Source organism: Streptomyces atratus, assembly GCF_014648655.1.
GTDB lineage: Bacteria > Actinomycetota > Actinomycetes > Streptomycetales > Streptomycetaceae > Streptomyces > Streptomyces atratus.
Genome location: NZ_BMRN01000052.1, coordinates 1 through 22,858 on the forward strand (window position 1 = coordinate 1; position 22,858 = coordinate 22,858).

General features: G+C 68.2%; 18 protein-coding genes and 5 pseudogenes. 11 read left to right on the top strand and 12 right to left on the bottom strand.

Annotated elements, in window-relative coordinates; all coding sequences use genetic code 11:
* Positions 1–447, top strand: a pseudogene (locus tag IEZ15_RS37860) (LuxR family transcriptional regulator); the annotation flags it as partial.
* On the opposite strand, the gene IEZ15_RS37865 reads toward IEZ15_RS37860, so the two are convergent.
* Entirely contained in the window at positions 434–1,237 is an 804-nt protein-coding gene (locus IEZ15_RS37865) for an MBL fold metallo-hydrolase (RefSeq protein ID WP_189281536.1), read from the bottom strand. The pseudogene IEZ15_RS37860 and the gene IEZ15_RS37865 overlap by 14 nt on opposite strands.
* Before the next feature lie 588 nt (positions 1,238–1,825).
* Positions 1,826–2,860 (bottom strand): helix-turn-helix domain-containing protein, encoded by a 1,035-nt coding sequence (locus IEZ15_RS37870; protein WP_189281538.1) that lies wholly within the window; start codon positions 2,858–2,860, stop codon positions 1,826–1,828.
* Between the two features lie 108 nt (positions 2,861–2,968).
* On the opposite strand from IEZ15_RS37870, the gene IEZ15_RS37875 reads away from it, so the two are divergent.
* A complete protein-coding gene (locus IEZ15_RS37875; RefSeq protein WP_189281540.1) occupies positions 2,969–3,865 on the top strand; it encodes an alpha/beta hydrolase in 897 nt (298 codons plus the stop codon).
* A 74-nt stretch (positions 3,866–3,939) separates the two neighbouring features.
* The gene (locus tag IEZ15_RS37880; protein ID WP_189281543.1) at positions 3,940–4,329 is read left to right on the top strand and encodes a cupin domain-containing protein; all 390 of its coding nucleotides are present in this window, start codon (positions 3,940–3,942) and stop codon (positions 4,327–4,329) included.
* A gap of 258 nt (positions 4,330–4,587) precedes the next feature.
* Here the strand turns inward: IEZ15_RS37880 and IEZ15_RS37885 are convergent.
* Both IEZ15_RS37885 and IEZ15_RS37890 read right to left on the bottom strand, forming a co-directional pair.
* A pseudogene (locus tag IEZ15_RS37885) lies at positions 4,588–4,731 on the bottom strand (IS5/IS1182 family transposase); the annotation flags it as partial.
* A gap of 6 nt (positions 4,732–4,737) precedes the next feature.
* Complete coding sequence (locus IEZ15_RS37890) at positions 4,738–5,124, bottom strand: MerR family transcriptional regulator (protein ID WP_189281570.1); 387 nt, start codon at positions 5,122–5,124, stop codon at positions 4,738–4,740.
* A 132-nt stretch (positions 5,125–5,256) separates the two neighbouring features.
* Between IEZ15_RS37890 and IEZ15_RS37895 the strand changes: the two genes are divergently transcribed.
* From IEZ15_RS37895 to IEZ15_RS37905, 3 genes are all read left to right on the top strand, one after another.
* Positions 5,257–5,922 carry a class II aldolase/adducin family protein gene (locus tag IEZ15_RS37895; RefSeq protein WP_189281545.1) on the top strand — a complete coding sequence of 222 codons (666 nt, stop codon included), beginning with the start codon at positions 5,257–5,259 and terminating at the stop codon, positions 5,920–5,922.
* On the top strand, positions 5,919–6,359 hold the full coding sequence (locus tag IEZ15_RS37900) for a carboxymuconolactone decarboxylase family protein (protein WP_114248373.1): 441 nt from the start codon (positions 5,919–5,921) through the stop codon (positions 6,357–6,359). The genes IEZ15_RS37895 and IEZ15_RS37900 overlap by 4 nt, the downstream gene beginning before the upstream one ends.
* A gap of 468 nt (positions 6,360–6,827) precedes the next feature.
* Positions 6,828–7,412, top strand: a complete 585-nt coding sequence (locus IEZ15_RS37905) for a transposase (RefSeq protein ID WP_189281547.1) — start codon at positions 6,828–6,830, stop codon at positions 7,410–7,412.
* Positions 7,413–8,062: 650 nt separating this feature from the next.
* On the opposite strand, the gene IEZ15_RS37910 is transcribed toward IEZ15_RS37905, so the two are convergent.
* The 5 genes and pseudogenes from IEZ15_RS37910 to IEZ15_RS37930 form a co-directional block, all read right to left on the bottom strand.
* Entirely contained in the window at positions 8,063–9,073 is a 1,011-nt protein-coding gene (locus tag IEZ15_RS37910) for a clavaminate synthase family protein (RefSeq protein ID WP_189281550.1), read from the bottom strand.
* Positions 9,074–9,112: 39 nt separating this feature from the next.
* Positions 9,113–10,387, bottom strand: a complete 1,275-nt coding sequence (locus IEZ15_RS37915) for a 3-methyl-L-tyrosine peroxygenase-related protein (protein ID WP_506355106.1) — start codon at positions 10,385–10,387, stop codon at positions 9,113–9,115.
* Positions 10,387–11,121: pseudogene (locus tag IEZ15_RS37920) on the bottom strand (PIG-L family deacetylase). The gene IEZ15_RS37915 and the pseudogene IEZ15_RS37920 overlap by 1 nt, the downstream one beginning before the upstream one ends.
* Before the next feature lie 618 nt (positions 11,122–11,739).
* Positions 11,740–12,780 carry a phosphotransferase enzyme family protein gene (locus IEZ15_RS37925; RefSeq protein WP_189281554.1) on the bottom strand — a complete coding sequence of 347 codons (1,041 nt, stop codon included), beginning with the start codon at positions 12,778–12,780 and terminating at the stop codon, positions 11,740–11,742.
* Positions 12,777–14,783 (bottom strand): ABC transporter ATP-binding protein, encoded by a 2,007-nt coding sequence (locus tag IEZ15_RS37930; RefSeq protein WP_189281556.1) that lies wholly within the window; start codon positions 14,781–14,783, stop codon positions 12,777–12,779. Before IEZ15_RS37930 ends, IEZ15_RS37925 begins: the two co-directional genes overlap by 4 nt.
* A 567-nt stretch (positions 14,784–15,350) precedes the next feature.
* Here IEZ15_RS37930 and IEZ15_RS37935 point away from each other — a divergent pair.
* The 3 genes and pseudogenes from IEZ15_RS37935 to IEZ15_RS45670 all read left to right on the top strand — a co-directional run.
* Entirely contained in the window at positions 15,351–15,755 is a 405-nt protein-coding gene (locus IEZ15_RS37935; RefSeq protein WP_189281558.1) for a GFA family protein, read from the top strand.
* A gap of 53 nt (positions 15,756–15,808) precedes the next feature.
* A pseudogene (locus IEZ15_RS37940) lies at positions 15,809–15,977 on the top strand (carboxymuconolactone decarboxylase family protein); the annotation flags it as partial.
* 619 nt (positions 15,978–16,596) lie between these two features.
* Positions 16,597–16,736, top strand: a pseudogene (locus tag IEZ15_RS45670) (IS6 family transposase); the annotation flags it as partial.
* A 198-nt stretch (positions 16,737–16,934) separates the two neighbouring features.
* Here the strand turns inward: IEZ15_RS45670 and IEZ15_RS37945 are convergent.
* From IEZ15_RS37945 to IEZ15_RS37955, 3 genes are read right to left on the bottom strand one after another with little or no spacing between them, the layout of a single operon-like run.
* On the bottom strand, positions 16,935–17,933 hold the full coding sequence (locus IEZ15_RS37945) for a sporulation-delaying protein SdpB family protein (RefSeq protein WP_229846388.1): 999 nt from the start codon (positions 17,931–17,933) through the stop codon (positions 16,935–16,937).
* Entirely contained in the window at positions 17,915–18,523 is a 609-nt protein-coding gene (locus IEZ15_RS47405) for an SdpA family antimicrobial peptide system protein (protein WP_373302713.1), read from the bottom strand. Before IEZ15_RS47405 ends, IEZ15_RS37945 begins: the two co-directional genes overlap by 19 nt.
* Positions 18,411–18,974, bottom strand: a complete 564-nt coding sequence (locus IEZ15_RS37955; RefSeq protein ID WP_189281562.1) for a hypothetical protein — start codon at positions 18,972–18,974, stop codon at positions 18,411–18,413. The genes IEZ15_RS47405 and IEZ15_RS37955 overlap by 113 nt, the downstream gene beginning before the upstream one ends.
* 984 nt (positions 18,975–19,958) lie before the next feature.
* On the opposite strand from IEZ15_RS37955, the gene IEZ15_RS37960 reads away from it, so the two are divergent.
* Positions 19,959–20,315, top strand: coding sequence for a DUF5132 domain-containing protein (locus tag IEZ15_RS37960; RefSeq protein ID WP_189281564.1), 357 nt, complete (start codon positions 19,959–19,961; stop codon positions 20,313–20,315).
* 170 nt (positions 20,316–20,485) lie between these two features.
* Positions 20,486–22,780, top strand: coding sequence for an ABC transporter ATP-binding protein/permease (locus IEZ15_RS37965; protein ID WP_189281566.1), 2,295 nt, complete (start codon positions 20,486–20,488; stop codon positions 22,778–22,780).
* Positions 22,781–22,858: the final 78 nt, after the last annotated feature.

A 22,858-nucleotide genomic window follows, 5' to 3' on the forward strand; every position in this document is an offset into this window, starting at 1 on the left:
CTCGACCGGTACGCCGACGCGGAACGGCACACCGACCGGGGCGTGGACATCGCCCGGCGGACCGGCCGACTCTACATGCTGTCGCAGCTCCTGCTGTGCAAGGCCTACGCCCACTTCCTGACCTGCCGGGTCACCACGGCGCTGGAGCTGGCCGACGAGGCCGCAGCCATCGCCCGTGCCCTGGGCAGCGGCGAACTGCTCGGCCTCACCCTCGCGATCCGGTCCCTGTTCCTCATGCAGGCCCGACCGCCGGGCGATCCGGACGTCCTGGCCGCAGCGGAGGAGGCGGCGGCAGCGACGGAGCGCACGGGCGAGAGCTGGTGGTCCACGCTGGCACGGTCCCTGCAGGGGCGGCGGGTTCCGCCGACTGCCCGGACCGCAGAGTTTCCCAAGAAGGCCGCTGACAGCGGAATGACCGGCCCCGCCGGGTGGGTCAGCGGGCGATGAACGGCTCGGTCAGGTGCGGTGTCGCGAGGTAGAGCGTGCCGGCGGCCCGGCTGCGAAGCACCTGTTCCCTTGAGGACCTTGCCTGCTCAACGTCCATCTCGTGGGCGTAGGCGAGTTCGGGGTGGAGCAGCTGGATCGCGTGCACGAGCAGGTCACCGGTGACGGCGACCAGGTCGCGCCCGGACTCGACGAGCACGCTCTGGTGCCCGGGTGTGTGACCGGGCGTGGCGAACACGCGCTCGCCGCCGCGCAGCGGGGAGTCGCCGTCGAGCAGCCGTAGCTGGTCGGTCTTCCGGAGCGGGTCGATCACAGCGGACCGCAGCTGCGGGTTCACCTCCTCGATAGCGTCAAGTTCGGCCTGCTGCAATAGGTATTCGGCGTTCGGGAAGAACGGCTGCGCCTGCTTGCCGCCGACGACGGCCCAGCCCACGTGGTCGGTGTGGAGGTGCGTGAGCACCACGGTGTCTACATCGGATGGCTCGATACCCGCGGCGGCCAGCGAGGCCGGGAGCGCCCCGGGCACGGGCGCCCATGAGGCCGCCGGGCTGTCGGCCGGGCCGATCCCCGCATCGACCAGCGTCACACCCCGGTCGCTGCGGATCGCGAACGCGCGGAACTGGAGCCGCCAGCGCCCGTCGGCGTCGAGCGCGCCGGGATCGAGCCGGTCGGCCGCCGCCCACTGCTCGGCGGTGGCATCGGGGAACGCCTCCGACCTGGGGGAGAAGAAGGGGCCCGCGCCGTCGGCGAGCGCGATGACGGTGTACGGGCCGACCTGGAGGGAAGGGGGCATCCCGCAGATAATGCCACCGGCGGGCGGCCCACGACCAGGCGGGTTGCCCTGGAGTTCACTCCAGGTCGTGGGCTGCGACGGTCAGTACCGATAGAGGGGCATGACCCAGGACGCCAGAAATCCGCCACGGATGATCTCGGAGTCGTGAGGGTCCGCTACGTCTCGGCACCGGGCGTGAGGATAAAAGCAGGACGAGGCCGAGGGATGTGCGACATCCCGCGAGTTCCCCTGAGCCTTGCTAATCGACTGGCCTGCTGGCCTGGGCGTTCTTCCTGGTCGGAGTGTCTTTCCGTCGGCTGACGTAACTTCGGGGTTCCTGAAGCGCTCTCACTGTGCCCGATTGGCCATCGGTCGGGGTGAAGGTGAGGATGCACGGGTTGGCGGCGCTGGCGGTCGTACGGGACGCGTGAGCACTGGGCGCCCGCGCCAGCAGATCCCAGAAGGGGGCGACTCGCCTCTTTGTGTGAGAACGGGTTCTGAGAACCGATCCAAGATCAACGGGGTTCCGGTGACCCGTTCTTGATCTCGCTCGCGCAAAGGGACGTTTGTGAGAAGCGTTCATCGGCCCAGTGGTGTTGCACGTCTTCCTCAGTCGTTGAGTAGCCGCCATGCGGTGAGGGCGAGCCCGGCCCGTACCAAGCCAGTGGGCTCGGTGAGTTCGATCCCCAGGGTCTTGCCGATCCGTTCGAGCCGGCCGGCAACGCTGCTGTGGTGCAGGTGAAGGAGATCGGCGGACCGGCGCAGGGAGCCGGTGGCGCAGTAGGCGTCCAGCGTCTTCACATCCTGAGGGTTGTCGGCTATGCGGGCGAGTGCGGCCACGTTGGCGTTGTCGCGCATGCAGTCCTGGGGCACCTGCGCGAGCAGCGCCAAGGCCCCCAGTTCGGCGTAGGAAACCACCGGGCGGCGTGGGGTGGTAAAGCGAAGAGCGGTACGGGCTTGCCGCCAGGACCGGTCAGGACGCCCGACGCTACCGATGCCCGCACGTACGCTTGCCGGAAACCGGGCCTGGTCCATGGTGGTCGCCAGGATGACGCCCACGTCGGCGATCCGCGCGGCCTTGACCGTGCGGGCCGGGCAGACCAGGGCGCCGACCTGGTCGAGTGGCAGCTGCGCGTGTACGGCGACGACGCGGACCGGCAGGTCGTCGGCAAACCCCAGGAGCCGTAGCGCCCGGGCTCGGGCCGCCTCGTCGCCGTCGGAGCTGATCACCAGTTCGACGAGGGCGGGGTCGGCCATGGTGGTGCGGGCCGGGCCGTACCGTTCGGTGATCGCGGCAGCGGCGAGGGCGAACCGGTCCAGGAGCACGTCGTCGAGCGCGTTCGGCGGGCCGAGGTGTTCCAGCCACACCGTGCCGATCTCCTCCTCGTCGAGCGTGATCGCCGCTGTGGCGGACGCGGATTGCGCGGGAAGGGACACCTCCCGGCCCTCGGGCGAGACGCGCATCACCCGCCCCGTTCCGTGGAGCCGGATGCCGGCCACGCACCCGGCCAGGCCCGCGGAGGCCCGGGCGAGCGCCGGGAGATCCACCCGCCGGCGCATCAAGGTGTCGTAGAACGCGATGACGCGGAGCGCGCCATGTGTATGCGAGTCCAGATGCGACAGCCGTTCGGCGAGAGCCTCCATGTGGCGCAAGGACAGGCGCTGGCCGATGCGCCGTTCGGTGGGTAACCCGGGTTCGATGCCCGACAGTTGGCGGATGACCCCCTGGACATCGACGGCCAGGATGGCCTCATGGATCCCGAACTCGAACCATTCCTGCCGTTGATCCCGAAGACCGACCTGACCGACCCGGTCACCGCCCGCGAGAACTACGCCGCACGCGCCGCGGCGGCCCCGGCGCCGGACACATCCGCGATGCAGGTCGACGACCACACCGTGTCCGCCGATCCCGACGTGCCGGTGCGCATCTACCACCCGCATGGGGCGCGGAGCGCCCTCGTCTGGCTGCACGGCGGGGGCTGGATCATGGGGGACCTGGACACCGATAACCACTTCGCCGCCCGGATCGCGGCCGCCGCCGACACGGCGGTGATCTCGGTGCGCTACCGCCGATCCCCCGAGCACCGGTTCCCGGCCGCCCTCGACGACACCTACGCCGTACTGTCCTGGACCGCCGAACACGCGGCCGAGCTCGGCATTGACCCGAACCGGATCGCCGTCGGAGGACACAGCGCCGGCGCCGGGCTCGCCGCCGCAGTGACGTTGCGGGCGCGTGACGAGCAGGGGCCGCCGGTCCACTTCCAACTGCTCAACGAGCCCATGCTCGACGACCGCCAGGAGACCTGGTCGCAGCGGAACTTCACCGACACGCCCTCGCACGATCGCGACGTGATCAGCGCGGCGTGGCGGCACTACCTGGGCGCTCGGCCCGCCACACCGTACGCCGCCCCGGCCAGGGCCGACGACCTGTCCGGCCTTCCCCCGGCCTACATCTCCACCGCCGAGTTCGACCCGCTCCGCGACGAAGGCATCGCCTACGCACTCCGCCTGCTTCAGGCGGGTATTCCGGTCGAGCTGCACCAGTGGCCCGGCACCTTCCATGGCTCACTGGCGGTCATGTCCGCCGACGTGTCCCAGCGGCAGCTCGCCGAACTCACCGCCGCCCTGCGCCGCGCCCTGGCCGAATGAGGCGGCCACGGCCGACCAGGCCGGCGCCCGTACCCCCACCCCACCGGACGAACTCACAGAACGGACGTCCCGGCATGACTGCTGCCCCGATCGATCTCTTCTCCTCCTTCATTCACTTCGACCCCAGTGGCCAGGTGCGCGCCGCGCAACCCGTGTTCGACTCCGAGCGGGACGGCTGGCAGTTGATGACCTTCCATGTGAAGACCGACGCCGACGTCCACGGCGACCATTGGGAAGTCCACTCCGCCGCAGACGAACTCGTGTCCTGCCTTACCGGCGGGATACGTCTCTACTTCCGCCCCGAGCAGCCGGGAGGGAAGGAGGAGGAGATCAAGCTGACGGCCGGAACGGCGGCCATCGTCCCGCGCGGGCGATGGCACCGCATCGCACTGGACGGCCCCAGCGACATCATGTCCGTCACCCTGCCGCGTGGTAGCCGCCTGGAGAGGCGGGCCGAAGCCTAGCCAGGCCTTACATCCGTTCCTCGTCCACAACGCCACTCGGCACCGCCCGCCACCGGCGTCCGCGCCCACCCAGCGCTCACCAGCGTCGCTGAGCGAGCGCGACCGGGCAACACTCCGCTCAGACGTGGCCGCCGGGCCGGCCTGTTGCGAGGGAGCGAAGAGTCCATGTGACTTCGTTCACTTCCAGCGACGGCGTTTGTCGATCTGTTTGAGCAGCAGTGAGTGCCCAGCGTCGCCATGATTGAGGTTCTTCCAACCTCAGCATGATGCGCGGTGAAGGACCGTGACGGCCTTCACGATGTCTGTGATTCGGTTGGTGCTGCAGCGGAGCTTGCGGAGAAGTCGCCAGCCCTTCAGGGTGGCCATGGCCTGCTTGCCGACGCAGCGGATCTTGGAGTGGGACACAGTTCACGGCGCCGGATCCGGCGTCTGCCACGCCGCCATCTGCTCTCGGAACTTCGGGCATCTGACGATGTCCTCTTCGCTGCATTTGAGGGCATGGGTCAGGAGCTGATGGGCGTGGTCGAGATCGACCAAGCGCTGCTCAATCTCGGTGATCTTGGCGCGGATCAGCGCCTCTCTGCGTGGCTGCTCCCGCTGGAACTCGCTGATCTCGAGCAGGGTCAGCCCAGCCTGCTGACACTTGCGCAGCACCGTGATCCGCTCGGCGGCCTCCGGCGGATAGCGCCGCTGGCCGCTCTCTCGCTCGGGCGCCGGCAGCAGGCCGTGGCGCTCCCAGTACCGGATGGCCGAAGCGGGCACTCCGGTGATCTCGGCGAGTCGGCCGATCGTCATGCGCACGTTCCGCTCCTCCTGCTCCTCGTCGATCCCGGTATTTGACTTAAACCTTAGTTCAAGTTGAAGAGTGGTCGGCACGTGGACAGCGGCGAACGAGCGGCCGCTGGCAGCGCACTTGGAGATACCACTATGAGCGACACATACGTACGGAAAGAGCGGGCCGACCAGCTGGTGGAAGCCGCTGAGAAGCTTTTCGCGGCCGGAGTGATGTCCCACTCCGGGCACGCCAACCTGAGCGCCAGGCTTGACGGTGAGCGCCTTCTGCTGACGCCGGGGTTCGTCCGCGGCCTGCGGACCGAACAACTGGCGACCGTCGGTTTCGACGGGCAGGTCCTGGAAGGCGAGCTGCAGTCCGTCAGCGCCGAGATCATCGCCATGCACAGCGCCGTGTACAAGGCCCGCCCCCACGTGGGCGCGATCATCCACACCCACTCGCCGTCCGCGACCGCCTTCGCCGTGGCCCACCGGCCGCTGCCCTGCCGCACCGAGCCGATGCTGCGCTTCGGACAGGCCGAGGACGTCCCCGTGGTTCCCTGGGGACCTCGCGGATCGGACGTGTCGGTGCGCGGAATCGCCGACGTGCTGGAACGGTGCCCGACGACGGCCGCGGTCCTGCTGGCCAACCACGGCCTCTTGGTGTTCGGCCCGGATTCGGCGGCCACCGCCCACCTCGTGGTGGCGATCGAGGAGAGCGCCGAAGCCGAGATCGCCGCCGCGGCGATCGGCGGGGCCGTGGACTTTCCCCCGGGCGCCCAGGAGGCCGTGCGCGCCGCGATCGCGCGGGTCAGGTCATGACGGACGACGCCCTCGCCTCCCGTACGGAGGCCATACGCGACCGCTACCGCTCCACCCTCGGAACTGTTCCCGGCGGGGTGCAGGAGCGGCTGCGTCTGGCCCAGGAGTTCGGCCGACTGCCGACCGAAGAGGCGATCGCGGCACTGCGCCACATCGTGCTGACTGAGAATCCGCTGGGAGCGCGAGTGCAGCAGCTCGTCCACTTCGGGCAGCTGCTGTCCCTTGGCCGGGCACACCCCGCCCGGATCCACGCCCAGGGCGCACTCCACGCCGGAGCTGGCATTGCCGACCTCATCGGCGTCGCCGAGACTGCGCTCATCACCGCGGGCGTGCCGGCGTACGCACTCGGCACCGAGATCATCGCCGAACTCTTGCCGCCCGGAGATGACGGCGAAGAGCGACCATCGGATCGTGCGGGCGGCCCGGTCCGACTCTGAGACAGAAGTCCACCCCTGGTCACTTGTATTGAGCCGTGATCACTTCTACTGGCTGTTGGTGGGTCGCTGTCCTGTCAGTGGCAGGTGCTGTGAGTGGGCCCGGTATACGGGCGGGCCGGTGGTTGGGCAGATGACGGCGGCAGGCGGCTTGTTGTCTGGCAGGTGGTGTTCGCGTTGCCCCGCCTGTCAGTGTCGATCGTCATCATGGGAGACATGACCAACCCGAACCGGGCCTGATGCACGATCGGGTGACATCTGAGTCCCGGACACCGAAGCCAACGGTTGCTTCTTCGGCCGGCCCGGTTCCGGCCGGGGACAGCAGCGGAGCGCGTATCCGCAGGTGAGAGTTGCCGCGCTGGTGGAGTGCGGGACGCATGCGGTGTCCGCCGCGGCCACCGGTCCGCTCTCCGTGCACGAACAGCGTCTCGTCCCGGACTTCTGGACCGGCTCGGGCCCGGGATGCTGGTGATGGCCGACCGGGGCATCACGGGCTTCGAACTGTGGCGGGCCTCGTCCGGCACGGGCGCCGACCTGCTGTGGCGGGTCCGCAAGAACATCGTGCTCCCGGTTCTTGAACAGTTCGGTGACGGCTCCTACCTGTCCCGGATCGCGGCCGCCGATGACCGTGCCCACCGGGACCCGGCCCCGGTCCGGGTGATCGAGTACACCCTCGACGGAGGCGACGGCACGGACTACCGGCTCATCACCACCGTCTGCGACCCGGACCAGGCCCCCGCCGCCGAACTGGCAGCCCTCTACCACCAGCGGTGGGAGATCGAGAACACCCTCGACGAGATCAAAACCCACCAGGGCGGCCGCCAACTGGTCCTGCGCTCGCAATACTCCGACGGCGTCGAGCAGGAGATCTACGGATTCCTCCTGGTCCACCATGCCCTCAGAGACGTCATCCACGACACCGCCCACCAAGCCGGCCTCGACCCGGACCGGATCTCCTTCACCCGCACCCTGAACGCCGCCCGCCGCCACGTCACCGACCAGGCGGCACTTTCCCCCCTCACGGCTGAAACGGGCCCTCTCCCACACCAGCCGTGAACAGCTGGAACGACTCCTGCCGCCCCGCAGACCACGCGCCAACCCCCGCGTCATCAAACGCAAGATGTCCAACTGGCACCTCAAACACCCCCATCACCACAACCACCAGCCAGAACACTCACACTCACCCCGCCCACCAAACCCACCAGCAGACGCCAGAAAAGTCCTTAAAGCAGCGGTATTGGGCTTAGTGCGAGTTTCCGTTCCGATGTTCCAACTGTCGCCAATTGCATCAGATGCGAATTCGCGACGGTATGCGAACCAGTCCGAGCAAGGGCGTCAACCGCGCTGCGATCCAGTGGTGTTGGGCACCACCGCTACTGGTGAAGATAGCGGTCGGCAGGTCCTTGAGGCCACTCCCCCAAGGGGGTGACCTGCGGGTTCTCTGGCAGCTCGCATCTGATGCGAGTCACAGAGAGTGGCGGACCAGTGGGGTTCAACGGTTCGATACCAGGGGCGGCGAGAATGCTCCTGGTGGACGGGGTCACTTTGCCGCGGGTCGGAGGAACAGGTCGTCACGGCGATGCTGACCGGGTTCGCCAATCAGCAGCTGGCGCGGAACCTGGCCCGCACGACCGTGAAAGGCCGGGAGAACGGGGGGAAGACGTTCACCGCGTACGTGAACACCTACCTGTGGGACGGGACGCTGGTCAGCGGGCGAGTATGTGGCTGTCGTGGGGGCGGTGGTCGCGGGAGCGGCGCAGGTCGGTGGTGACGTAGGTGCGTTGCAGCCAGCGGTCTGCTCCGTCGTAACGGGGGTGGAAGGCGGTGCGGCCATGGACGGTGACGCGGTTGTCGATGATGACCAGGTCGCCGGGTGTCAGGCGCAGGGTGCGGGCGGTCGCGTCGCAGGCGCGGCCGAATTCGGTCAGTGCCGCGGCGGCCCGAGGGGTGAGCGGGGTGGTGACGAGTTGGGCCATGCGTACGTCGGGATCCTCGACCGCTCCCGACAGCACCGGTCGGGGCTTGACATCGGGCTCGCTCGCGGCAGTGGCGGGGCCGAAGGAGGGTGGTGGTGTGGTGATGAACTCCGGTGCGAACAGGGCCTGGCGGCTGGCTGGGGTGAGAAGCGGCAGTGCTTGGCGGATGCCGGCGATGCGCATGCCGGCGATCTGGTCGTGGTCGGCGCGCAGGCACAGGAAGATCACATAGTCGGGTGGGTGGGGGTGGAAGCCGTTCTCGGTGTGGAAGGACAGCGGCACCGATCCGGCGTTGCCGTGGAAGGTCTCCTGCCCGGGCACGGGCACGACGTCCTGCACGAGGGCGCCGGATTTCTCAGCCAGGTAGGCGAGAGGCTCGCCGAGCCCGCAGGCCACCATGGTGAGCACCGCGGCCGAGATGGTGGCCTGGCGCTGGACCGAGCCGGGTACGGTCGGTGTCGCGGGCAGGGCTGCCTGATCGACGGGCAGGCCGCCGATCAACAATGTGCCGTGCGGGCCGGAGTGCCTTCGAAACCGGCGCACCCCACAGCGCAGCGGGAACGGAAGGTCCTCCCAGGCGTCCCGGGCCCCTGCCACCCACTCGGGGTTGTCGACCTGGTCGTGACCGCCGCTGCACAGGGTGCGGGCCAGCCGCTCGCACGCGCCAGCATCGGCCGGGTCAAGTGCCCAGTCGGCGGCGACGGCAGAGCGTTGGGTGGTGCCGGGCGTCGTCTCGGGCATCAGGGTCTCCTGCCGGGGGTGGGTGGCGGACGCACGGACTCACGAGTGGCGCAGGCCAGCCACGGCGTCGGCGATGTAGTGGTCCCCGAATCGGATCAGGGAGGCGTACTGGGCTGCGCGGCGATGGCGCATGTGCCGTAGTTCGGCGACGGCGTTGTCGGGGCCTTCTGGTTTCTGCGCGATGGAACGATGCAGATGCACCATCGAGTACGCGAGGGTGACGTGCCGTTCACCGTCCACGATGTCGGCTTCCAGGAGAGCGGCCCGTGCCTCGGCCAGCTCCGGGGCGCGGGCCGCCAGGTGCTCGTAGGAGTCGGGAACCACGGACAGCAGGTCCTTCACCGCCGCCCGGAACAGCTTGTATCCGCGATGTTGGCGCCCGCTCAACGGGACGTCCACTGACGGAGGCGCCATGGTGTGGCGTATCGCCGCCATGTAGTAATCGGCCGGGACCGTACTGGCGTGGGTCATGGCCGCCGGGAAGCCTCGCACGTACACCGTCGCATCTGTCAGCCGCAGCAGAGCGGCATCGCCGTCGCCGTGCCGCAGGTGGCGGGCGGCGTCGGCCACGGCGACCGCGGCGCAGACGTTGAACAGGACATGGACCTGGTGCCCGATGAGCCACCGAGCACTCCACACACTCTCCAACGACGACCCTGCAGCAGGCTCGGGGACGGCCACCGGCGGTAAGGAGTCAGGGTCGGCGGCCGGCGCTGCGCCGGTGAGGTCGAGCACCGACTGCCGCATCCCGGCCGCCTCCAGCGCCAGGTCGGCACCCGACAGCGGAGCCTCACACAGGTCTTCCAGACCGCGGTGGACGACCAGGACACCGTGCAGGGCGGCCTGCTGATCCGACAGCTCCCCTTCACGGACCCGGAAGAAGGACTGACTGGTCGACTCCGCCGGCAGTCCCTCACCGGCCACGGCCGGAGCCAGAGCCGACAGCGCGGCCACCAACTCACCAGCAGCCGCGGCGGCCTGCCGCAGCGCGATGGTCCGCTCGACAGGTCTGGCATGGGTCGCCAACCCGGCCAGCACGCGCGCGGCGCGCTTCGCCTCGGCATCGACCCGCGGGCCCAGCACCGGGACGCACCGCCCGCCTCGTGGCTCACGGAAAACAGCGACAGCAGGATGACCGGCAACCGGCGATAAGCCCATGGTTGAAGTACTTCGCCAAGAACACTCCACACGAAACCCTGATCTGCAAGACCATTCCTGTGCGGTGCGCTGGAGTTGGCCGGCGAGGTCCGCGGCGACGGGCCCGGCATGCCCCGCGGACTCCGGTCCGAGGTCCGTACTGGTGAGCTCGCGCATCAGGTGGTGAGCCGATGCGGGTCGCCCGGGACCGGCCCGGGCGTGAGCCGTGTGAAGTACTCGGTTCGGATGATCTTGTGGCGGGTCTCGGCAGGTCTCGGCGGGCAGGCGGGCGAGGATGCCGGGCAGGGAGCGCTCGCGGGCGACTTCGCCTTGGTGCGCGAGGATCGCGCGCCACTGGGTTACGTCCGCGACCGTGGTGACGTACTCGTCCGGGATGCAATGCACGCTTTTTCCGACATCCGTCAGCAGCGGTGCCAGTTCGCCGACGCCGCTGTCGGGGTGGGTGGCCACGTACAGGGCTTGGGGCTGCCAGGGGTCTCCGGCTTCCGGGTAGAGGCGCGGGAGGCCTGCGGCTTCGCAGGCGAGGAGGGTGATCTGGTGGGTGCGGCGGTGGTCCGGGTGGCCTGTCATCTGGCCGAGTACGTCGTGGGTGGTGACGATGTCAGGTCGGAAGCTCCGCAGGTGGTGGACGAGCCGGGCGACGGTCTCGTCGAGCGGCGCGTCGATGAGACGCGGCCGGCCGGGAGCAGAGGGGGGGTGCGTGCGTCGGCATAGCCGAGCATGCGCGGCTTACCGGCGCCGAGTTCGTTCAGGGCGTCGGCGAGGTGGGCCGCGCTGGGACCGTCTGCGGCCCAGGTGGTGGTGACGACCGCGGTGCGGGCCCCCGCGGCGGCGTGCTGGGCGAGTACGCCGCCGGCGAGCAGGGACTCGTCGTCGGGATGTGCGAACACGCTGGGCGCGAAGCAGTCCGATGTCGTAGCCCGTGGGCATGCGACCCCATCCTTCCCAGTCGAGGATGACCAGTCCCGGGCCGGTGAGGTTGGCCCGGTGCAGGCGCGGTCAGCGCGGCGCCGAGGTTGCTTCCGCCGGTAGCGGCGATGGCGAAAACGGCTCCGATGCGGCTGTTGCTCCGCTGGATCAACGAGCGGTCGACCAATGAGGGCAGGTAGCTGATCGCCGCGGCGTCATGCAGCACTCCCGCGGAGCCCTGGACTGCGGCCACCACCATGAGCTGTCCCAGCGTCAGAGTCCCGAACGCGGCAGTCAGCGGGAGCGTGGCCACCACCGCGGCGGCGACCAGATCACCGACGATCATCTGACGGCGCTTGGAGTCCGGTCCGCCAGTGCACCGGCATGCAGAGCGAACAAGGCTGCCGGCACATGTCCGAGAAGGGCGAGCCAGGCGACTTGCCCCGCGGTCGCGTCCAGTTCGACCACCGCGAGAACAGGAACAACGACCTGGCTGACGGAACTGCCGGCCACTCTCGAGGCCTGCCCCCGTCAGATGACGCCGGAAGTTCCGATGCCGCCATAGCGAGCCCCGCTCAGCCGATGGGGCCGCGCCGGATTCAGGCGAGGACATCACGCAGCACCTCCTCGGCCTCCTCCAGGTGCTCACGCAGCACAGCAACAGTCTGATGCCGGGCATACCCGTAGGTCTCCAAGGACGGCGACACGGCTGCTGGATCATCCAGCGGCTCGGCCAATGGGTACACGGAGCACCCCAGGTAGCCGGCCGCCACCCGCACGACCGCCCTCAGGTCGGCGTCGGACAGCGTGGGGTTCGCCGCCCGGTAGGCGCTCACTGACCGGGCCGGCTCGTCCGGCCAACTCGGGTTGCCCAGTACGGTGCGCGGGTCCGACGCGAGCCGCCCCAGCTCCCATACCGGGCTGCGCAGCCCGGGAGGCCGGAAGTCGATCACCGCCGCCACCCGCCCCTGCCGAAGGAGCAGGTTCGGGGTGGACAGGTCACCGTGGACGACCTGGGCCGTCATCTGCTGCGGCAGCGCTTCCAGCATGGCCGCGAGGCCGGGCAGTGCGGCAAGCCGTTCGTGGGCCGCCTCCAGCGCCCACTGCGCGAACCCAGTGCGTGGCGGCCGTGCCTCGTAGCGGGCGATCAGCTCATGCAGCGTTTGGCGGGCAACGGATACGTCGACGACCTGAGCGGCCGGAACAAGGCGCGGAGACCCGGCCGGATGCCGGGCCAGTCCCCGGTGCAGCCGGCCGACAACCTCTCCCACCACAGGCCACCGCTCACCACGAAGTCCACCCTCAGCAGTCTGCGCCTCCTCGATGTACACCGAGACGGACAGGGACAGTCCACCCCGCGACGCGACAAGCCCACCGCTGAGCGTGCGCTGCACCCGGGCAACCGGCACCCCCGCACGACCAGCGAACTCGGAAGCCTCCAGCGCCCGCTGCTCCGCGGCCACATCCGTGCCCGGCCGGTACACCTTCACGAACCAGCGCCTGTCCTCGGTGTCCCGGACCACGTAGTTGCGGGTGTCCGTGCCCGCCGGGCCTTGCCTGACCTCGCAGGGGACGATCGCGTACGCCAGCGGCACAAGCCCGGCGACCGCGCCGATACCGGCCTGCGGATCCGGCCTCACACACCCTCCCCGGCAGGCTGCTTGTCGTCCTTCACGCCGCTGCTCTGGGCGGGGACCGTGGGGTGGTAGGCACGGGACTGCAGCAGATACGCGTCCCGGAACGCTCCCGTACCTGTCACCGGGTCCATGAGCTCCTCGAACGTCCCGGACTCGGCGACACGTCCCTGGTCGAGGACATAGATCAGGTCGGCGTGGCGTACCGAGTGCAGCCGGTGCGTGATCAGGATGACCGTCTGGCCCTGGCCGGCAAGATCACGGATCTGGTCGAAGACCCGCTGCTCGGCGACCGCGTCCAGCGCACTGGTGGGTTCGTCCACGATCAGCACCTCGGCGTTTCGGAGCCGGGCCCGGGCGATCCCCAGGCGCTGCCACTGCCCGCCGGAGATCTGATGCCCGCCCCGGTACCCACGGGCCAGCAGCGTCGACAGACCCCGCGGCAGCTTGGCCAGGACCTCATCGGCGCCCGCATATGCGGCCGCAGCCTCAACGGCGGTGTCGTCCATCGGCCCGGTGGAGCGGCCGATGCCGATATTGACCCGCGCGGTGAACGGCCACCTGTAGAAGTCCTGGGCCACCATGGCAACCCGCCCGAAGATCTGGGACCGGTCCGCCTCGGCAGTGTCGACGTCGCCCCACAGGACCCGTCCGCCTCCCGGATCCGGCTGGTAGAGGCCGCACAGCAGCTTCACGAGCGTCGACTTGCCGCTGCCGTTGCTCCCCACGAGCGCGACGATCTTTCCTGCCGGAATGGTGACGTCGACATCCCGCAAGGAGGGCTCCGGCGTGGTGCTGCCGGGGTAGGTGAAGGTGACCTTCTCGAAGCGGATCCCCTCCACCCGCTCCGGCAGGTCGAGCCCGGTTGTGGGGATGGCCCGGTCGGTGGCCTCCACGCACAGCTTCTCGAAGTCGGCGACGAACAATGCCTCTTGGTGCAGGTCAGTGATCTGCAGCACGAGCTGGTCAAGGCTTGCCGAGCCGGTGCGGATCGCCAGCACCGCAGTGCCGGCCACCGCGAGTTCCATCCCCCCGGTCCACAGCAGCACACCCAGCACTCCGTAGGTGAAGATCGTCGCCAGGCCCGTGGCACCATCGGCGAGAAGCCCCTTGCGCGCGGCCTCGCGGGCCAGGCGGGTCTGCTCACGCTCACTCGTCTGCGCCATGCCGCGGAAGTGGGTCAGCAGGAACGGGCCGACATCGTGGACCCGGACCTCTGCGGCTGCCTGCTGGTCGATCAGCAGCCGCCCCAGCAACTGCCCGGCCCGGGCATGCTGTACGAACTGATGAAAGGAGACGTAGCGCATCTTCGCGATCGTCAGCGAACTCCACGCGCTCGGCAGCGTCATTGCCACCAGCAACGGCAAAAGCGCCACGTGCAGAACAGTCAGCACACCCGCCGCAGCGACCAGGGAGATCAGCGAGTTGAGAACCGCGGTGCAGTACTTCACCATCCGCCGTGCCGAGTCAGCCCCGTAGCCGGCAGAATCCAGCAACCGATGGAACTCATCGTCCTCGATCGCGGACAGCTCCACCCGGGCCACCAGCGACAGATACCGCTCGGTCGCCACACGCTGCACCTTCGGCTCCAGCCCACCAGTCGCCGAAGTCGACGCCGACCGCAGCAACGACCCGATCACCCCTGTGACGGCGACAGCGGACAAGGCCGGCACAGCCCGGTCCAGCCGCTCGACCGTCGAACCACCGGCCAGCAGATGCCCCAGGACCACGTTGACAGCAACCAGACCGACAGCCTGCGCAATGCCCCGGCCCAACTCGGCCATCCACACAGTACGCAGCGCCCGCGCATCAGCCTGGTGCGCCAGCCGGACAGCGATGGCGACCAGCTTCGGCAACGTACGCGCCATCGCCCACAGATCGAGCGCGAGCCACGCCCCCTGATGCCGGTTCCAGCCGATGTCGTATGCCAACTCCCCGCCAAACAGAAGGCGTTCGGAATCCGAGACCTCGGCGCCGGCCTTCGTCTGGTCAACGGACTCCTCACTCATGCCCTCCACCTCGTATCCGGGCGTGCAGAACGGCGGCCGAAGGTGTCAACCTGCTGCACCCCGGGGGTGGGAAGAGCCGGGATGGACCGCTGTCGTTCGAATCCGAGGGGTTGATGCGCGGGGGCGGGTACAGGATTCATCTTGTCCTCCAGCGGTTCATCGAATGGCACGGGTGCTCTAGAAACTGGGCTTTTGGCTCGCCGTAACGGGTGGCGGCGGGGGGATTGTGGGACGCCTGTACGAATGTCGAGGCTGATGCCAGGCGCCGTGGGGCGGGTCTTTTGAAACGCCTTCGTTCGAGGGATGGTCGCCCGTTCGGCGGCCTCTTCCGAGGGTTTCCGGCCAACCTGAAACCCTGGCCGCCCCGTGCAGTAACTGCGCACCGACGGCGCGCGCCGCACGGAGCCACGGCGGCAGCAATGGCCCGATTCCACGCGGCCGCATCCTCGCCGCCGAGCCGGCGTGCCAGGCTGCCACCCATCGCGGCGCTCCCACCCGCCCTCTTGCGCCCTTGCGGTGCGGCGATGCGCGTCCACCACCCCGACACCGTGACAGCGAGGAATCCCCATGGCCGACGACCCCACACCAGAGGTGTTCAGCGGCGGCTGCCTGTGCGGGCAAATCCGTTTCGAGGCGACGGGGGAGCCCTACGACCCCCACTTGTGTTCCTGCCCCCACTGCACCCGCTTGTCTGGCGGTCCGTTCATGGGCTGGGTTGGTTTTCACCGGACCGCCTTCACCTGGACCGGGCCTGGTACACCCGCCTCGTTCCGGTCCTGGCCCACGTTGGAGCGGTGGTTCTGTCCCGTGTGCGGTACGCCCCTGGGGGCGGCGGGTCACAGGGAGGACTACCTCGGCATCTGTCTCTCGGCCCTGGACAACTGCGTCGAGATCATCCCCATCGGCCACAGCTTCCGCGACAAGACGCCCGCATGGCTTCCGCCCATCCCCTCTACCCAACCGGCGCCCTGATCTTCCAGGCCCCGAAGGGGTCCCGACGAGCGCCGTCACCGGGTGGGTGCAGGTCCCGGCTCCAGGACGGCGCGGCGGGCGTAACCGACGAGATCTGGGACGCCGCCGCCGACCACTTCAGTGAGGAGCAGCTGGGGCGCGATCACCCTGGAGATCGCGATGACCAACTTCTTCAACCGGATCAACCGCACGGTCCGGGAGCAGGCCGGCAAGACCTGGTGAGTCGGGCGGGGCGTCATCCCCCCGGAGGCCGCGCCGTCCTAACGTCAAGGGATGACGCCCCCACAGACCTACACCCCGGGGTCTGTGGCATTCGTGACAGGCGCCCCGATCTACAGGTTTTGACTATTCCTCCGTTGTAAAGGTCTCGTATCACTGTGCGGCTCGAGTCCGGCTCAAGGTCCGTACGACCTTGTCGCATCCGCGGGAATCCGCCAGTCTGAATGAGACGAGCCTGCCGCTGACTCGATTATCCAGTCGAAGTACATGTGACCAGTTCGCTGGCCTGTGGAGGAGCCAGGCGACCTGACTCTTGCGGAACGTAGAGAAAACCCCTGCCGAGGCGGGTGTTGGTCCCAATGCGCCGAGCGCGCCGGGAACGACAGAGTCCAGCCATGAACATTTCTCGGCTCCGTAGAAGCACAGCCAAGTCTGGTGCGCTCACCTTGGTGTGCGCCGTAGCCGCGCTGGCGACGACAGGGTGCGGCGCCCCTCAGAGCTCCTCCCCGTCTGCAGCCCTGGCCGATCAGCAGCAGCCCTCAGCACGCGGTGTGGTGGTCGCGTCGACCCCTGTGGTGGACCTGAACGCCAAGGAGGTTGCTGACCGCCTGGCGAAGACGGCCGCTCCGTCGGCGGAGCCCAGCAGTTCCTGGCCGCGTTCAGCGGGATCTCACCCCACTTCAGACCCCGTCGCCACCTGATGACTGCCGTCCGCTGCCGCGCAGAGATGACCACCGCTTCGCCATCTGGTTTCAGATCACGGCGCCACCGCCCTGCCCACCGCGGCGTGACCCAGGCCCCCGCCCGACCCCTCCACGCCCTGACGCGCCCTCAATCGGTCAACACCCCACCGACGTGACAACGCCCGGTCGGCTCCTTGCCATGCCGCCCCGGGCCTGCCGGCTACGTCGGGTGGGACACCGTGCTCATCTTCACCCAGCGACTCGCGACTCGGCCCGTCTACGCCCCGAGCGTGACCGCGTCGGTCTTTCTGGCCGACTCCGGATCCGTCGGCACGGACGAGTGAATGCCCCGAGTGGAATTACGGGTGCGTGAGAACAGGCTTTTCAACCGAGGGGCATTCGAATCGATACCTCGGGATGCCGCGCAGATTACCGCTCCCACCATAATGAATCCGAAGGAGACGATCCCGATCTGCAAGATGATCAGAACGTGGAGGCATGCGCTAATAGTCGCAGCTGCCGCCTGCCGGGACCCGCGCCGCAACAAGAGGAACGCGATCAGACCTTCCGCGAAAATTGTCCCCCAGGTGGACAGGAGAGCGATAAGAGTGATGCCCGTTGCCCAGCGAAACAGGTCGGCGAACAGGCCAGCTGCCCCGAAGTTCTCCATACGGGCGACGTAGTATGTCGCGCTGCCTTCCGCCCACTGGTCAACGGGCAATTTCGCTAGGGCGCTATTGAGATAAATGTATGCAACTTGGAGTCGCACACCCCACCAGCCAGCCCAAGCGAGACCCTGCCAGATCGATTCCTTTTCCTCTTCGCTGTTGGACCGTTGCCAATGCCACGTCCGCTTGTCATTGGCGCAAGCCAGAATAAGGAAGAAGGTGACAACCTGCGCAACAGCATCGCCGCCGTCAGGTAGCGATATCGACTGTCCGATGGAAAGAGATGCCCAGAAATGCAGCACTGTTGTGTACCGAGGCAGAACCCCGCTCGCGACTATCAGAAGCAAGGCCAAGGCAAGGAGATTCAGGAACTGTCGATCCGTAGAGCCCGCCAGACAATACAGCGAAACGCCCTGGACCGGGGTCGAGCAGTCAACCTCAATCTCAGCCCCATCCACCGGAACGAAGAGATGAGATGCCGGCGTGAAGGCCAAGATCGATGCTTGAGCAAGTGCGATTATTGATCTGCCTGCCCCGAGCGCCCGGGACTCGGCAGGGAAGCGCCAGGCAGACCGCTCCATCAGCACAACTATTTTCTTCGCGAACACTTTGCCTCCACAAGAGCAGCTTTCTTGTCGAGGCGCCACCCCTCATACCTGTCGCGAAACTTCCACGGGATAGGCCTCGACTCCACAAGAACCAATCGCCCGCAAAGAGTTGGGACCGGTGACGAGTTCGTGACAGAGGTAGGCACCGAGGACCCGGCGACCACCGCTGGGCAATCTCCCTCTATCTCCTCGCAGTCCTTCCACGCCTGCACCTGGTTCGCCATACTGGCAACCTCTGGGCCTTGCGTACGCTGGCGTCGCGTTAGTCCGTAGAGATTATCCGAGCGCGAATTCGGCAGTCGCGCCGCATAGGTGACACCCTCATCAGACACGACGTAGGGAACGAACTCAGGATCACTCGGAGGTTTCGTAAAGAAGGCCCAGCTCTGGGGCAAAAACCTCGCTGACAGCACCCGAAGATCACCTCCGTCGCGCGTGGAGAGTACGTTGCTTTGCAGCAGTTGCACCAGCGGGTCCTCACTGGTGATCCGGTACTTGCTCGTCCGGCCCCGCAGCCCACAGCCCGCCCCGCGCACCGGGGCCGACGTCCCGACACCTCGCCAGCTGCCCGCCTTTCCGCGCTGGTTCACCGGCCGGGACCAGCAGCTCGCGGAACTCGACAAAGCGCTGGACTTGTCGGACCAACCGGGCGGGTCGGTAGTGATCTCCGCTATCGGAGGCATCGGAGGCATCGGCAAGACCTGCCTGGTCCTGCACTGGGCCCACCAAAACCTCGACCGCTTCCCAGGCGGTCAGTTGTATGTGGACCTGCGCGGCTTCGACCCTTCGGGAGAGCCGCCCGTCGCACCTGCCGTGGCGGTCCGCGGATTCCTCGATGCCCTTGGCGTGGCTTCCCAGTCCGTCCCGCCGGACGTACAGGCGCAGGTCGGTCCGGATCACGATCGATGCTGTTCCCCGGGCCGGGTCCTTGCTTGAATGGACCTTCGCCCCCTGCGCTGCTTGGTGGCCGACTTCGATGAACGCCACTCCTGGTTGGCTGCCACCCGGCGCCATAAAGCGGTCGAAGCCGGACGCGACCATGTCGTGGCACGCCTGAAGAATGTACCGAGTTGGCGAGCCGCAGCGTGAGGGCTTGTGGTGCGTATTACCCCCAGGCCGGGCTTCTGCACTGGCGTGGGGAACGCTGACACCCAGCCCGCCGGCATGGACACCCATGCCGCCCTGGAGGGGCCCATGCTTCCGACGGCATCTGCATCCGGTCACGGATAGCGAGACAGGCCGCACGGGGTGGTGACCACTGTCCTTGAGCGTTGAGGTCCCACCTGGCACAGGTCGTAACGGCCGTTCAGGGACGTCCAGCCGATCCAGGGCAGGCACGTAATGCCAGTTCAGGGCCTTCCAGTCCGGGGGAGTCCGCACAGTTGGTGAGGTCTGCGTGAGAGCGCGCAAGACGACGAAGCCCTGCCGGATTGCTCCGGCGGGGCTCTTCGGCATCTGACGGAACAACGGAATCATCTGCGCGTCCGCGGCCTTCATCAACTCCACAGAGGTCCACTTGCTCCTGACGTGGCCCCGTCGCTCGGCGTGACTTCTACGCAGTGCGCCTGGGGGTTGCCGAACTCACCGCCGCTGTGAGGTTCAAGCTCCCATCGGACACCACCGAACCCGGGAAGCTCCATGTCTGGCTCCACGAAGCCGTGCTTGGGGGCGGGCTGCCGTTTCCCGCCCTGCGGCGGTGGGTGAATGCGAACTCGGCAGTAATCAATATGTAGGAAAATCGGTCCAATAGAACGTTCGGTGCGTGTGCGTACAACAATCAATGTTGCTCGGGAAGATCAAGAGCACTCACATGAGTGAACCCGGTCGAAACAATTTGGCCTCGATGCACATGGCTCCACTACGGTGGCGGAAGAGCGGGTGCTGGACCCCATCGACGAGGAATTCGACCCAGCAGGGAAAGTGAATTCTTGAAATGGGTGCTCCGTCCGCGCATCTGTGCACCGTTTCGGTGTGCGCAGTGCCCGAGGTCCCTGTCATACGTATGCGTAGCGAGGATGGAGCATCATGCCGCCCGTAGTACCGCCCTTCCTGTTCGGCCTCATCGCCGCTCCACTGGCCCGGCGTCTCCTCAAGCCGCTGATGCGCGGCGTCGTCAAGGCATCCGTCGGTCTCGCCGTTGAGGTGAAGAAGGCGACCCTTGAGGCCGGAGAGAACATCCACGACCTTGCGGCCGAGGTGGCCGCCGAGATGGTGGCGGCGCAGATCGCGGCCGGTGACGTCGAAGCCCGTTCGGGTGACGGTCAGCAGGCCTCGGAGAGCAGCGCCCCGAAGGGCGCGCAGGACGAGGCCGCCGCCAAGGCTGAGGGCGAGGCGAGGGCCCCGAAGATCCGCGCGAGCGTCGGCGCCGGCAAGCCGCGCTGACGGTTTGCCCGGCGGCCCGGCTGCCACCCGGGCTCGGAGAAATGCGCCCGAGTGACGGTCCGCCGCGGACCTGTCGGACGCATCGATTTCCCCAGATATTCCGCTCTTTCGCATTGATCCGTCGTGCTGGTGACGGCTTTTGCGACCTTCAAAAACAGGTGATCGTACACATGCCATCTCTGCTGGGTGCCGCAGCCGGATATCGCTCCGTGGATTTGGACGTGCGGCCGCGTTCGGTCATTCCGGGCCGTCAGCGCTGGGACGTCAAGCTGGTTCTCGGACGGCCTCAGGCGGCCGAAGTCCTCGCCGCGACCCTGCGAGGCCTTCCCGGCATCACCGAGGCGCAGGCCAACCCGATCACCGGCGGGGTCCTCGTCCGGCACGATGCGCGGGTGAAAGCCGCGGACGTTGGCCGGCTCGTCCGCAGAGCCGTCACCCTGGTCGTGGAGGGCTCGGCCGGAGCGGGGCGTCCGGCCCCGGCACGGCCCGCCGCCGAGCCCGCCTCGCGCGCGGATCGCGGCGTTGTGCGCCCCGTGCTCGCCGTCGGAGGTGGGGTGGCGGCAGGCATCGCCCTGATCCGCGGGTCGGCGCTCAGCAAGCAGCTGGTGGCGCTGGGCGGAGTGGCGGCGGCGACCGCGGCCGTTGTCCGGACGGCCTGGCGCAGAGCGGTCGACGTGACCCGGGACCTGCCCGGAACAGGAGCTGAACGACACCCACTGCTGGAGATCGTCGAGCCGCACCGCCGGCAGCTCTACCACGCCTCCGCGCTGTCGGTCGCCTGTCAGGTCTCGGAGATGGCGCTCGGTACCTTCCTCGGCTGGACCGCGCTGGTCCTCATCAAGGGCGAGGCCGCGCCGCTCGTCCGCTTCGGCCTGACTACCGCGTCCGCGCAACTATGGGGCTTGGCAGGGTTGGTGGCAGCAGCCTGTGCCGCCGTGGCAGCCCTCTCTTACTCCTCGAACCTCCAGTGGCGCCAGCTCGGCCAGGACATCGAGCACGACTGGCGCAACCGGACGTACGCTCACGTGCAGCACCTCGAACTGCGGCACCTGGAGGGCGAACGGACCACCCGGATCGCCGGCGCGCTCACCGACGACGTCCGCCAGCTGGGCACCTTCTTCGCCACCTCGGCCAACGACCTGCTGCAACTGGGCACCAGCCTGGTCCTCCTGGTGCCGCTGTTCCTGCTGCTGGCACCGCAGATCGCCTGGATCGCGTTCCTGCCCATCCCGGTCATCGCCTGGCTGTCCGTCCGCTACCAGGACAAAGTCGCGGCCGACTACGCCGTCTCCGGCGAGCACCGCGCCAGGCTGCACAGCCAGTTGGTGAACACGCTGGAGGCCGGCGCCACCGTCAAGAGCTTCTGCACCGAGGACTACGAGGCCGAGCGCATCGACCGGCTGAGCGGGGAGGCTCAGGAGAGCAACCAGCAGACCGACCGGAGCACGATCCGCCACGCCGAGATCGTCCGGGTCTGCACGACCAGCTCGATGGCCGGCACCCTGTTGATCGGCGGCCGGTCGGTGCTCAACGGCAGCCTGTCGTTCGAGGTGTTCAGTCCACTGATCGGGCTGCCCCAGATGGTGCTGCTGCGGATGAACCGGCTCGGCGGCATCGTCGACCAGTACCAGCGCACGATCACCGCCTACGACCGGGTCCAGCGGCTGCGCGCCCTGCCCGTCGAGACCGACGGCACCGGCGAACCGCTCGACGTCGAGAAGGTGCACGGGGAGATCGTCCTCGACAACGTGACCTTCGCCTACCCCGGTCGGCCGCCGGCGCTGGAGGACCTCTCGTTGACCATCCCCGCCGGGCAGGTCACCGCCCTTGTCGGCGCCACCGGCTCCGGCAAGACGACGATCGCCAAGCTGCTGATGCGATTCCAGGACGCGGAGTTCGGCAGCGTGCTGCTTGACGGGCGAAATGTGCGCGACTTGCCGCGGCACGATCTGCGCCACGCGATCGGGTTCGTCGCCCAGGACCCCTTCCTCTTCGACGGCACCATCGCCGACAACATCCGCTACGGCAGCTTCGGCGCCTCCGACGAGGCCGTGGTCGAGGCGGCCATGATGGCCGAGTCACACACCTTCATCGCGACGCTGCCGGACGGCTACGACACGGTGATCGGCGAACGCGGAGCCGCCCTCTCGGGCGGGCAGCGGCAACGGATCGCGCTGGCGCGCGCGATCCTCAAGGACGCGCCGGTCGTTGTCCTCGACGAAGCAACCTCCGCCGTGGACAACGAGACCGAGGCCGCCATCCAGCGCACGCTCCGCGTCTTCGCGGCCGACCGGACCATGGTGATCATCGCCCATCGGCTCTCCACGGTCCGCCACGCCAACCGGATCTACGTCATGGACAAGGGCGGAGTCGTGGCCGAGCAGGGCACCCACGACGAACTCCTCGCCCAGCACGGACTCTACGCATCCCTCTGGCAGCTCCAGGCCGGCGAACTCGCCGCCTGACCGCAACTGCCGCGCCATCCGACCGCCGACCGCGTGACGTCACCGCGGTCGGCGCGTCTCGGCGCGCCCTGCGTACAC